The sequence below is a fragment of the Pseudodesulfovibrio karagichevae genome, assembly GCF_041414475.1.
Taxonomy (GTDB): Bacteria; Desulfobacterota; Desulfovibrionia; order Desulfovibrionales; family Desulfovibrionaceae; genus Pseudodesulfovibrio; species Pseudodesulfovibrio karagichevae.
In genome coordinates this window covers 1-10,912 of record NZ_JBGLYH010000091.1, presented here as the reverse complement: position 1 = coordinate 10,912, position 10,912 = coordinate 1, and the positions used below count along the sequence as shown (strand labels likewise).

The 10,912-nt window shown below is 57.5% G+C and carries 13 protein-coding genes and 1 pseudogene; 11 read left to right on the top strand and 3 right to left on the bottom strand.

Annotated features, from left to right (window positions below; all coding sequences use genetic code 11):
* Positions 1-333: 333 nt before the first annotated feature.
* Positions 334-957 carry a YajG family lipoprotein gene (locus tag AB6M95_RS18490; protein ID WP_371388223.1) on the bottom strand — a complete coding sequence of 208 codons (624 nt, stop codon included), beginning with the start codon at positions 955-957 and terminating at the stop codon, positions 334-336.
* The gene (locus tag AB6M95_RS18485; protein ID WP_371388222.1) at positions 954-1,472 is read right to left on the bottom strand and encodes a hypothetical protein; all 519 of its coding nucleotides are present in this window, start codon (positions 1,470-1,472) and stop codon (positions 954-956) included. The genes AB6M95_RS18490 and AB6M95_RS18485 overlap by 4 nt, the downstream gene beginning before the upstream one ends.
* Before the next feature lie 76 nt (positions 1,473-1,548).
* Between AB6M95_RS18485 and AB6M95_RS18480 the strand changes: the two genes are divergently transcribed.
* From AB6M95_RS18480 to AB6M95_RS18450, 7 genes and pseudogenes are all read left to right on the top strand, one after another.
* On the top strand, positions 1,549-2,274 hold the full coding sequence (locus AB6M95_RS18480; protein ID WP_371388225.1) for an RHS repeat domain-containing protein: 726 nt from the start codon (positions 1,549-1,551) through the stop codon (positions 2,272-2,274).
* A 51-nt stretch (positions 2,275-2,325) separates the two neighbouring features.
* Entirely contained in the window at positions 2,326-2,820 is a 495-nt protein-coding gene (locus tag AB6M95_RS18475; protein WP_371388221.1) for a hypothetical protein, read from the top strand.
* 562 nt (positions 2,821-3,382) lie between these two features.
* Positions 3,383-3,505 (top strand): annotated as a pseudogene (locus AB6M95_RS18470) (RHS repeat-associated core domain-containing protein); the annotation flags it as partial.
* A gap of 21 nt (positions 3,506-3,526) precedes the next feature.
* Positions 3,527-3,925, top strand: a complete 399-nt coding sequence (locus AB6M95_RS18465; RefSeq protein ID WP_371388220.1) for a hypothetical protein — start codon at positions 3,527-3,529, stop codon at positions 3,923-3,925.
* A gap of 47 nt (positions 3,926-3,972) precedes the next feature.
* Positions 3,973-4,509 carry a hypothetical protein gene (locus AB6M95_RS18460; protein WP_371388219.1) on the top strand — a complete coding sequence of 179 codons (537 nt, stop codon included), beginning with the start codon at positions 3,973-3,975 and terminating at the stop codon, positions 4,507-4,509.
* A gap of 99 nt (positions 4,510-4,608) precedes the next feature.
* Positions 4,609-4,716, top strand: a complete 108-nt coding sequence (locus AB6M95_RS18455; protein ID WP_371388224.1) for a hypothetical protein — start codon at positions 4,609-4,611, stop codon at positions 4,714-4,716.
* A gap of 272 nt (positions 4,717-4,988) precedes the next feature.
* Entirely contained in the window at positions 4,989-5,822 is an 834-nt protein-coding gene (locus AB6M95_RS18450) for an alpha/beta fold hydrolase (RefSeq protein WP_371388218.1), read from the top strand.
* An 89-nt stretch (positions 5,823-5,911) separates the two neighbouring features.
* On the opposite strand, the gene AB6M95_RS18445 is transcribed toward AB6M95_RS18450, so the two are convergent.
* The gene (locus AB6M95_RS18445) at positions 5,912-7,081 is read right to left on the bottom strand and encodes an SGNH/GDSL hydrolase family protein (protein ID WP_371388217.1); all 1,170 of its coding nucleotides are present in this window, start codon (positions 7,079-7,081) and stop codon (positions 5,912-5,914) included.
* 65 nt (positions 7,082-7,146) lie between these two features.
* Between AB6M95_RS18445 and AB6M95_RS18440 the strand changes: the two genes are divergently transcribed.
* The 4 genes from AB6M95_RS18440 (at position 7,147) to AB6M95_RS18425 (ending at position 10,638) form a co-directional block, all read left to right on the top strand.
* Positions 7,147-7,773: an MBL fold metallo-hydrolase gene (locus tag AB6M95_RS18440; RefSeq protein WP_371388216.1), complete on the top strand. Its 627-nt coding sequence runs from the start codon at positions 7,147-7,149 to the stop codon at positions 7,771-7,773.
* A gap of 109 nt (positions 7,774-7,882) precedes the next feature.
* Positions 7,883-9,127 carry an OprD family outer membrane porin gene (locus AB6M95_RS18435; protein ID WP_371388215.1) on the top strand — a complete coding sequence of 415 codons (1,245 nt, stop codon included), beginning with the start codon at positions 7,883-7,885 and terminating at the stop codon, positions 9,125-9,127.
* Positions 9,128-9,228: 101 nt separating this feature from the next.
* Entirely contained in the window at positions 9,229-10,296 is a 1,068-nt protein-coding gene (locus AB6M95_RS18430) for an HDOD domain-containing protein (RefSeq protein ID WP_371388214.1), read from the top strand.
* A gap of 120 nt (positions 10,297-10,416) precedes the next feature.
* Positions 10,417-10,638: a NifU family protein gene (locus AB6M95_RS18425; protein WP_371388213.1), complete on the top strand. Its 222-nt coding sequence runs from the start codon at positions 10,417-10,419 to the stop codon at positions 10,636-10,638.
* Positions 10,639-10,912: the final 274 nt, after the last annotated feature.

Below are 10,912 nucleotides of genomic sequence, written 5' to 3'. Positions count from 1 at the left end.
CGAATCGGCGTCAATCTGGCATTGGCATGAATGTTCACTCGGTCCTCCTTTCGGCAATTGCGTCTTCGTAAACACAATTTGACCGATTAGGGCCGAGTGAACAACCTCCTATAACTTCACAGCTAGCGGCGGAGTTTTCCTCCATGCGTAAAACAAAAAAAGGGCCGCCTCGACCACAAAGGACGGGCGGCCCATTTTTAGGTATTGTTCAGCGTGGCTGAGAAATTGGTGCCTTGGGGGGGGCAGGGAAAAGGAAAACCGAATCTCAATGGTTCGCGGTGTGTCTGCGCAATAGGCTATGATACTTTAAGATTTTGATTCGCAACCTTACAACTAATCCTCGGTTTTTGTTTCGGCAAGGTGCTGTTCAGGGGATGGAGACGGTTTCAGTAACGCAGAATGGAGCATCGGATCTTGAGTAATCTTTGTAACAATGTCCGTCATTGCTTTGATGAGAGCTGCTCGTGCGTTTTTGCCGCTTGCGAGTTGTATGCTTTCCTCGACACCGCCACCTTCGTAGGATTTTGAGAAGATTAATTTCCCGTCATCACGCACTTCAATTTGAACTAAGCCGTCAGCAACAGCGCTGCCAGACCAAAAGCCCATTTTAAAGTCGTTGTAAAGGCGCATTAATTTTACGTTGATGGTTTTCCCCTCTTCACCAACTTTGAAACCTTCGTTTTCAAGTTCAAACGCAACACCATCCGCAACCGTTTTAGCGATATCATTAGTGGCCACGATCTCGGCCATTTCCATGCCGTAGCCATTCTTTTTAGTGCCTACACGGTCTTTATACACGGTACGCTTGTCTTCATGAGTAACAGTAATGGGGACATTCTCAGCGCCTTCTACAACAGTAATGTTCGCAGAACCTTGGTAGGGGACATTAATCTTATCTACTGTCATCGCACAGCCGGATAATACAAAAATGGCAAGGAGAGGGGCTAGTATCTTCATTTTAATTCAATACCTTTTGGTTTTTCTATTTCTTCTGGGATATCTTTGGCCGGTAATACGCGTTGATATTGTCCATTGATCTGAACCATTACTCTGTCATTGATGGCAAGAATGATATCTTTTTCGGAAACATTCTGAGCTACGGTTATCGTCTTCCCGTTTTGAAGAACCACCGTATATTCTACACCTCCACGGCGTCTGATGGCTTGCTCAACTTCCGAACCAAGGACAGCACCGGCCGTTGCGCCAGCGACTCCCCCGGCAACACTGTTGAATCCGTTTCCGGCACCGACCCCAATGGCAGCTCCTCCGGCCGCACCGGCTAGAGCTACTGCCCCGCTGTTTTCTCCATAGATATCAATGTCTCTTACGGCAATAACTGTACCGAATTGGACAACTTGGATTTGGCCAACTTCAGAATAATTGTATCTGGTCTGCGTAGGGTATTGGCAAGCGCATATTGATATGAGCATAAAGACGGCTAGGATAGCACTTGCCCTGTTTTTGGTCATCATGCCAATTCCTTTCTTCACGGCGGGCTGGGTGACCGTTAGGTGTTGTTCATATGAATATTGATAGGTATCCAAATTAATATTTTGTGACAATGATAAAATTGTCACTTGGCTGTACGACCCGTTCGGCGGGATCGTCGAGGACACCAACCCGGACCTGCGTCTGCCCCTCGGCTTCGCGGGCGGCCTGCACGACCGGGACCTGGGCTTTGTCCGCTTCGGCTGGCGGGATTACGACGTCAGAACCAGCCGATGGACCGCGCCCGACCCCATCGGGGACAAGGGCGGCGACCCGGACTGGTACGGGTACTGCCTGGACGACCCGGTGAACGGGGTGGATCCGGAAGGATTGGAAGGCGGCTTTCGTTTCGGGAAGCGTGAACTGGACATGCCGGGCGGAAAACTACTGAAGAGCTTTGGTCCGGCACAAGCTGTGACCGCACTCGGTATGTTGCATCCGGCAACGTTTCCTTTGGCAAGGCAGATGATGGAGGGGGCAAAACGCCTGGACGATAAGAACAACACGGAACTTTCCTATGAACAGGGGTTTTTTATAGATGGAAGCGAAGAGAATATCGGCCTTGGATCAAAAGGCATGGTGAGGTCGGAAAAAAGCAGCCAATACGAAATGGAACCAAAAGAGTATAATGGTAAGCGGATGCGGCGGGCAATAAAAAGTATAGACACCGAGGGGCAGCGGTACAACCTGCTGGGAATCGGCGGCAAAAAGAACAATTGTCAGGATTTTGCGGACACTCTCAGAAGGCGATATGACCTTTTGGAACGAGGGGACAAGCAACGATAATACCATAACGGCACCAGCGGCAACAGCGTTTGCCGCTGGTGATGATACAGTATGCGCAAAATATTTATAGTAGTTATTGTATTTACATTAGGGTATTTTGTAGTTGAAAGTGATATATTCAACGCAATTTTCAATAAAGATTTTTATAATCCGATATTCATGTCGCCCTTCGATGTGTCAACAAAAGGCAACAAAATAGAGATTCCACTACGATATGTTTATAGGACGGAGTATGGATTCGCGATATGTGTTCCTTATGAGGGTGATCCACTCAACAATATACTTAAAGATTTAGACGGAGCGCTTTCATTCTCCTTTGTTTCGAAGGATCATGTCGTGAAAAAGGAGATAATAAAAAATCTTAAGTTGACAGGGTTATTCATCGCCAATGGGCGACATGAAGGAGTTGTGTACACCTTTGATCTACCGCTTCATTGGTGGGGCGGAGCCAGCAAACTCATTGTGGAAGTTATTTCTCCGATCACGAAATTGTCCAAATACAAAGGAAAAGTAATTTGTATTGTTAGCCCTTCGTATGTATTGTAATTTATAGAAAATATATAAAAAGTACAACAACAATAGCATACGAGTACCAATTGTTATATTAGTTTCCATTAGTATAATATCAGTAGGCATATGGAAGATACTGCAGTTAAGAATGCAAAATGCGGTTTTATCCAATCTCTACGACGATTTTTATGCTCCCGTATTTGGGGCAACATTCCGATATGGGAGAACGTACACAGAAAAATTGAGTTTCCCCCTGAGTATTACGGGGAATATGGATTGTTTGTCGTAGTGACCGGTTCCATGTCCGATTTGGCTTATCCCGTGAGATCAATGCCGGGAAAACTGACGGCTACCATAACGCAGGATGGTGAGCCCACTGTTATTGAGCATAGTGAATCATGGACCGGTACGGTCGGACACAAAGATGGTAAGACGGCATACGAGCTCTTTGCCTTTCATGTCAGGGGAAATGTCCACACTGTAACCATGGATATTCGGGTCACTGAGCCATTTACCTATTTCAAAACACGACAGCCCGTCCGAGTAATCATAAAAAGCGCCTATCAGATGTAACCACCGGATAAGTCGGCAATGATCGATTGAGGCTCACGGACGGCCTGCACGACCGGGACCTGGGCTCAATCGCTTCGGCTGGCGCGACTACGACGTCAGGACCGGCCGATGGACCGCCCCGGACCCCATCGGGGTCAAGGGCGGCGACCCGGACTGGTATGGGTACTGTTTGGACGACCCTGTGAATGGGGTTGATCCGATGGGGTTGTTCCGGTTCGGAAAGCGTCCTTTGAGTTTCCTACCTGGCAGTTGGCATTGGATTGGCTCCGGGGGCTCAACAGCTAATAAAAGAAATTATGAACTGAAACATGAACAGGGTTTTTATGAAGATGGGACCGGCGATAACATCGGGCTTGGGAAAGACAAAATGATGCGAAATGAAGACATCAGCAAATACAAGCTCAATGAAACGCATTTTGACGATAAACTGATGCGAGAAGCCGAAAAAAGCCTTGATCCGGGTGAATATAAGTTGTGCAAGATGGGTGGACAATCAAACAATTGCCAGGATTACGCTGACAGGTTGCGTGATCGATACCGGTTTTTGCGCACCGCTAAGAAACATTAAAAAAATCAGCCGGAGGGGCTGAGTCCCTCCGGCTGTCAGGACACTGCATGAAAACGTTATTAATCATATTCCTTTGCATCGTTCTCGGCGGTATATACGTCTACAACACGAATTGGTTTCAATCCTCTTTTCTTTACGAGAGATATTATCGGCCAATCTACGAGGCCCCCTTTGACGTGACCAAAAAAGGTGAGACGGTTTCAATCCCTCTCAAATTTACATACCGGACCCGCTATGATCTGGCTTTGACCGTACCGGATAAGAACGTATTTCACGACCGTCTGGTTGGCCCGGGATTGTTGGCATATCGTTTTCTGTCCGATGGCCGGTTGCTTGGTGATGGGGTGTCGTTTCCTCCAGACAAACGGCAATTGGGACTCCGCCGCGGTACCTCTTTGATTCCTGTCATGCTTTTTGACCTTCCCTTTTCCGGGGAGGGCAGCGATCTGGTCTTGGAGCTTGAAGTGGTGGAGCCTTTTAAGTTTCTCGAACCCTATGCTGGTAACATCAAATGCAGAATAACACCTGATTATGACTCAAAGGTTGGCCGATGCTTAGGTGAAGACCTGAGAATCAGGCAGTAGATTGTCCCGTGTTCGACAATTCCTGTTTTGTCACAGGCAAACTGGACGTGATTCAATAGCTTCGGCTGACGCGACTACGACGTCAGGACCGGCCGCTGGATCGCCCCGGACCCCATCGGGGACAAGGGCGGCGACCCGGACTGGTACGGGTATTGTCTGGACGACCCGGTGAACGGGGTGATCCGGCGGGGTTGGACGCGCCGTTGATTATAGGTCTTGTGGGAGCAAGCGGCGGTGCCGGGATCGGAACGCCGTTGGCCGGTCTTGCCGCGGTCGGCAGGTGGCCGAGGCTCGTGCGCATCGCTTCCCGCGACCCCGAAATACCCGTCGGCCTGCCGGGCGCTCCGCCAGGAATTCGCTTTTGTCGTGGGAACGACGTGATATTTCGTCGCAGCCATGCTATGGTGTTGGTTCCGTCGCTTTCCTCGGTATCGTTGACCCGGGGCGAAGCGCTTCCGTAAACCAAAGGAGATTCGACCATGGCTATATTACAGACAAAAGACGGCGTTGATATCTATTACAAGGACTGGGGACCCGAGTCCGCACAGCCGATCGTGTTCCATCACGGATGGCCCCTGACCGCAGACGAGTGGGATTCGCAGATGCTCTTCTTCCTCGACAAGGGATTCCGCGTCGTCGCCTTCGATCGCCGGGGCGACGGCCGGTCCTCGCAGGTCGGGGACGGAATCGACATGGACCACTATGCGGCGGATACCGCCGAGCTGGTGGCCAAGCTGAATCTGCGCGACACCGTCCAGGTCGGCCATTCCACCGGCGGCGGCGTGGTCGCCCGTTACGTGGCCGGCGCGGACAAGGGGCGGGTGGCCAAGGCCGTGCTCATCGGCGCGGTGCCCCCGATCATGGTCAAGTCCGACGGCAACCCCGAGGGCACGCCCATCGAGGTGTTCGACGGTTTCCGCGAGCAGCTGCTCAAGAACCGGGCGCAATTCTACCACGACATCGCTTCCGGCCCGTTCTACGGATTCAATCGCGACAACGTGGAATCCCGGCCCGGCATCGTCCTGAACTGGTGGCGGCAGGGCATGCTGGGCGGGGTCAAGGCCCAGTACGACTGCGTCAAGGTCTTTTCCGAGACGGACTTCACCGAGGACCTCAAGAGGATCGACGTTCCCACCCTGGTCCTGCACGGCGAGGACGACCAGGTCGTGCCCATCCACGACTCGGCCCTGCTGTCGATAAAGCTGCTCAGGAACGGCACGCTCAAGACCTATCCGGGGTATCCCCACGGCATGGCGACGACGCACGCGGACGTCATCAACAAGGACATTCTCGAGTTCATTCGGGTCAACTGACGGGACGGGCGCTGAAATACGCCAGGGGGGACCGGTTCGGCATCGCCGGGCCGGTCCTTGTCTTTTTCGGGCTTCCGCCGCCGATCTCGTCAGCGCAGCGCGTGCGCCCGGATTTCGTCCAGGCGGGCCAGGTAGTCGGCCCGGTACAGGGGGCCGTTGTCGGTAAAGGCCTCGGCAATCGGCCGGTGGGCGTCGCAGAAGGCGGCCAGCAGCGGATTCCTGAAGATGCGGCCGTAGGCGCGGATCATGTGCAGGGTGTTGTGGCACACGGGCATGAACTCGCCGGACGCGGCCAGCAGCGGCGTGCGGTCGCGCGTCAGGTCCATGAAGAAGCTGCCCACGGCTTCGGCCCAGGGGTAGTTGCGCTCGCTGGCAAAGCGGTCGATGACCGCCTCGTCGTCCAGAACCACGGGACGCCACGGCCGGTTCCATTCGGGCGGCGCGGTTTCGCCTGCCTCGTAGCGGATCTCCCCGGTCTCCATGAAGGCCGCGACCTTGTCCGCCAGCGGGGCCCACAGCGGGCCGACATGCTCCACGTCGCGCGAGGCGTGCAGGCCGACCACCGCGCCGTCCCGTTCCGTGAGCTCGATCTTGAGGAACGGGCAGTGCGCCTCGATGGTCTTGCCCGATTCCCGCCATATTCCGGCGAACACCCGGTTCGCATCGAGCACGCGCACGCCCAGCTCGCGCTCCCAGACCGCGAAGTGGGCCGGGGCCTCGCGGCTCAGGGTCGCCCAGTTCTCCAGGTAGGAGTGCGGGGCCGGGCCGAAGGCCGGGTAGTGGTTCAGGCGGGTGACGAGGAGGATCGGCGTGTCCGGCAGCCGCTCGCGGACGTGGGCGAGAAACTGGCCGAACCGGGTCAGGTAGCTGGCCGGGTTGGGCGCGATGGGGCGGCAGTGCGTCTCCATCCAGGCGGCCAGTTTCGGGTCGGTGCGCCAAGCCGCCGGGTTCATGTGGAAGATGAAGCCGTCCTCGTTGTGCAGGAAGAGCGGAGCGGTCTCGTGGAACAGGTTCAGGACCAGCAGGGCGGGCGCGTCCTCCGGTCGGGGCAGGCCGAACTGGTCCTCGGGCCGCCGCCCGTTGAAGGCGTCGTCGAGACCGTGCTCGCGGACCAGCCGGGCCAGGGCGGACGGGACCCCGCCGGGGTGGCTCGCGTGGGTCATGGGCGAGGCCAGCTCATTGTGGGCAACGGGCAGCCCGAGTCGGGCCACGGACCGGGACAGGAAATCCATTTGACAGTTGCCCAGGAAGTACAGCATGCTTATCCTTGTGAAATCGTTAGTGTCATCTACTGCATACGCAGTCTAGCGGAACAGGGCAAGCCATGGCCAGACTGATCATAGAGACCTTCATCCTCGGTCCGGACGAGACCAACTGCTACCTGGTGAGCATGGACGGCCGGGCCGTGGTCGTGGACGTCGGCCTGGAGCCGGGCCGGTTGATCGAGCGCATCTCGGCCCTGGGGCTGGACCTGGAAGGCGTGTACCTGACCCACTTTCACCTGGACCATATCGGCGGGGTCAAGGAACTCCTTGAGGCCCATCCCGCGCCGGTCTTCGCCAGCGCGGAGGACGAGTTCCTCAAGGACTTCTCCTTCGAGGCGGGCGGCTGCCGGGAGTTCGCGCGGTTCATCGACTTCCCGTACACCGCCATAGGCCCGGGACGGCGCACGGCGCTGGCGCAGCCCCTGTTCGTCCTGGACACTCCCGGCCACACGCCGGGCGGGCTGTCCTATTTCTTTCCGGCGGCCGGGTGCGTGTTCGTGGGCGACCTGCTGTTCATGATCGCCGTGGGCCGCACCGACCTGCCGCGCGGCAGTTCCTCGGAGCTGCTTTCCTCCATCCGCTCGCGCATCTTTACCCTGCCGGACGACACCCGCGTCTATTCCGGGCACGGGCCCATGACCACGGTGCGCCACGAAAAGGCGAACAATCCGCATTTCATTTTCTGAGGCCTCCCGACATCTCTGGAGGTTACCTTTTGCGCATATTTGGTGTAGCGTGGCCGCAACGGCCGGGAATCGGTCCCGGCTCCAAGCCTTCAACGCAAGGAATTCCGCCGTGTCCGCCAAATTATCGCATCTTGTCCTGGCCTGTCTCCTTTCCCTGATCCTCGTCCTGCCGGGCTATGCCGCCGATGAAAAGAAGGCCTCCCAGTGGGGCACCGTCACCGGCCAGGTCAGGCTCTATTATTTCACCCAGCGCAACAAGAGCACGGGCCAGGAGTTCGACAACATCAAGGAGTCCCTGGCCCTGGGCGGCTGGCTCAAGTACGAGACCCCGTGGATCGCGGACCACTTCGGCGCGGGCGCGGCCCTGTACGGCACGGGGCCCATAACCGGCGAATTCAACCAGCCGGACCAGGGCGGCACCGGGCTGCTCACCTCGAAAAACGAGGGCTTCGCGGTCCTGGGCGAGGCGTATCTGAAGGCGCGCTACGCCGATACCGAGGCGCGCGTCTGGCGGCAGCGCATCGAAACCCCGTTCATCAACGGCAACGACAGCCGCATGCTCCCGCAGACCTTCGAGGCCTACGGCCTCAAGTCCTCGGCCATCGACAACCTGGAGCTGTCCCTGTTCTGGGTGGACAAGGAAAAGGGCCGCGACACCGAACTGTTCAAGTCCATGAGCTACATGGCCGGGCTCAAGGACTACGATCGGGGCGTGGTCATGGCCGGCGCCGACTGGAAACCGTTCGACTACCTGCCGACGCGGTTCTGGAACTACTACGCCCCGGACCTGGACAACACGTTTTTCACCCAGTTCAAGTACACCTTCGGCGATACCAGGGACGTCCAGTACTCCGTGCTTTTCCAGGGCGTGGACCAGCGCAGCGTGGGCGACCAGCTGAACGGCACCTACAGCGGGCAGGAGGCCGGGCTCATGGGCACCCTCAAGTACAGCGGCTTCACCTTCGACCTGGGCGGGTCCATCGTCAACGACGACACGGGCATCCGCAACTCCTGGGGCGTCTATCCGTTCTTCAACAACATGATGGCCTACAATTTCGCTCGGGCCGGGGAAAAGGCGATCCTGCTCGGCGTGGGCTACGACTTTTCGCACATCGGCTGGGACGGCTACCGGGCGGACATCAAGGCCGGTTTCGGCGACACCCCGGACACGGGCCCCCACGCCAGCTATGACCGCAGTGAATACGACCTGGACCTCTATTACGACTTCGACGGCGAGTTGAAGGGGATGAGCCTCCTCAGCCGCTTCTCCTACCAGGACGAGGACGAGAGCATGGGCGGTAAGGACGGCTATCAGGTCCGGCTGCGGCTCCAGTACAACTTCCAGCTGCTCTAGGGGGCCGAGCTTTCCGGTTTTCGGCAAAAAGAGCTTTATATCCTACGTGCTTTCTATTATGTTGCAGACGGCTGGCTTCCATAACCACCGAGGAACGACAGATGGCTGAAGAAAGCGCCAGGGTGAAGGCCGAGGAGGCGTTCGCGCCCGAGACCCTTGAAGCGGCAAAAAAACTGCTGACCAAGCGGTTCAAGTTCATAAAGAAACCGGATGAATCCCTGAAACGGCTGGCCCGCCTCGGGGTCAGGCGCGTGGCTGCGGACATGGTCGCGAATCCGCACCGGTACGAACGGCTCGAGGCCGAGTCCCCCCTGCCCGAGGTCCTGCCCCTGGACCCCCTGGACATCCTGCGCCACGACCACCAGCTCCCGGCCCTGCCGCAGGTCTTTCTCGAGCTGCAACAGGCCATCAGCTCCCGGTCCAACTCGGCCAACGACCTGGCCGAGATCATCAGCCAGGACCCCGGCCTGACCGCCTTCCTGCTGCGCATGGTCAACTCCGCCTTCTACTCCCTGCCCATGCAGATCGACACCATCTCGCGGGCCGTCACCGTGGTCGGCGTGAACCAGCTGTCCACCCTGGCCGTGGGCACCTCGGTCATGTCCCTGTTCAAGGATGTGCCCGCCGACGTCATCAACATGGAGCAGTTCTGGAAGCACTCCATCTGCTGCGGCCTCATCGCCCGGCGGCTGTGCCGCATCACGGGCCAGGGCGACCCGGAACGCGCCTTCGTGTCCGGCCTGCTGCACGACATCGGCCAGCTCATCCTGCTCCAGGTGGAGCCGGAGCGGGCCACGGCCGTGCACGCCCACGCCCGGGCCAAGGACGTGGTCCTGTTCGCCGAGGAAAAGGCGCTGCTCGGGTTCGACCACGCCACCCTGGGCGGCATGCTCCTGCGCAAGTGGAATTTCCCCTACATCCTGGTCTCGGCCGTGCTCGAACACCACCAGCCCAAGGCGGGCCACAAGGAGGCCGAGCCGCTTCTGGTCCACTGCGCCGAGACCATCGCCACCGGCCTGGGCGTCGGCTCCAGCGGCGAGTTCTTCGTCCAGCCCCCGTCCCCCGAGGTCTGGGACTCCATGCACTTCACCCCGGAGCTGATGGACGAGATGGTCGAGGACCTGGACGAGGAGCTCGAAGAGGCCTTCTCCATCCTCATCGAACAGTAGCCGGGCCGGTTTTCGGCCCCCGAACCCCATGCATCGATTCCGGCCCGCGCCCCGGGTTTGACAACCGGCGCGCCAGGCCGTAGATGTTCCGACCGAACCCGAATTCACGGAGGTTTTGTCATGCGAGAAAAAGTGGAAGCCGTACTGGACAAGGTCCGTCCCATGCTCCAGGGCGACGGCGGCGACGTGGAACTGGTCGAAGTCACCGACTCCGGCATCGTCAAGGTCCGCCTGACCGGGGCCTGCAAGGGCTGCCCCATGTCCCAGATGACCCTCAAGAACGGCATCGAACGGATCGTCCTCAAGGAAATCCCCGAAGTGAAAGGCGTCGAAGCCGTATAGCGGTGAGGATGCCCCCGGCCCCCCATCCCCTCTCTCCTTCCCAAACTTTTTGAGTCGCTGCGCGAGGGGGCGGCGAGCCGGACGCATCGACTGGACATATTACATAAAGAACAACCCGCCGCGCTCGTGCATCCCGCGAAGCGGCGCTAAAAAGTTTGGGGCTGACATAGATCTCTCGTCGTATTAGGGGGGACTATGAGGCTAAAAAGATCGCGTTTGTCGGCTCATATATCCGGTCGTCTGATTGAGCATTTCGTTGCTGGCACCCCAGCCC

Excerpts from the sequence above, each read along its gene's own strand:
- AB6M95_RS18490 (WP_371388223.1), bottom strand. The coding sequence starts at position 957 with ATGAAGATACTAGCCCCTCTCCTTGCCATTTTTGTATTATCCGGCTGT.
- AB6M95_RS18485 (WP_371388222.1), bottom strand. The coding sequence starts at position 1,472 with ATGATGACCAAAAACAGGGCAAGTGCTATCCTAGCCGTCTTTATGCTC.
- AB6M95_RS18475 (WP_371388221.1), top strand. The coding sequence starts at position 2,326 with ATGCGCAAAATATTTATAGTAGTTATTGTATTTACATTAGGGTATTTT.
- AB6M95_RS18460 (WP_371388219.1), top strand. The coding sequence starts at position 3,973 with ATGAAAACGTTATTAATCATATTCCTTTGCATCGTTCTCGGCGGTATA.
- AB6M95_RS18450 (WP_371388218.1), top strand. The coding sequence starts at position 4,989 with ATGGCTATATTACAGACAAAAGACGGCGTTGATATCTATTACAAGGAC.
- AB6M95_RS18445 (WP_371388217.1), bottom strand. The coding sequence starts at position 7,081 with ATGCTGTACTTCCTGGGCAACTGTCAAATGGATTTCCTGTCCCGGTCC.
- AB6M95_RS18440 (WP_371388216.1), top strand. The coding sequence starts at position 7,147 with ATGGCCAGACTGATCATAGAGACCTTCATCCTCGGTCCGGACGAGACC.
- AB6M95_RS18430 (WP_371388214.1), top strand. The coding sequence starts at position 9,229 with ATGGCTGAAGAAAGCGCCAGGGTGAAGGCCGAGGAGGCGTTCGCGCCC.
- AB6M95_RS18425 (WP_371388213.1), top strand. The coding sequence starts at position 10,417 with ATGCGAGAAAAAGTGGAAGCCGTACTGGACAAGGTCCGTCCCATGCTC.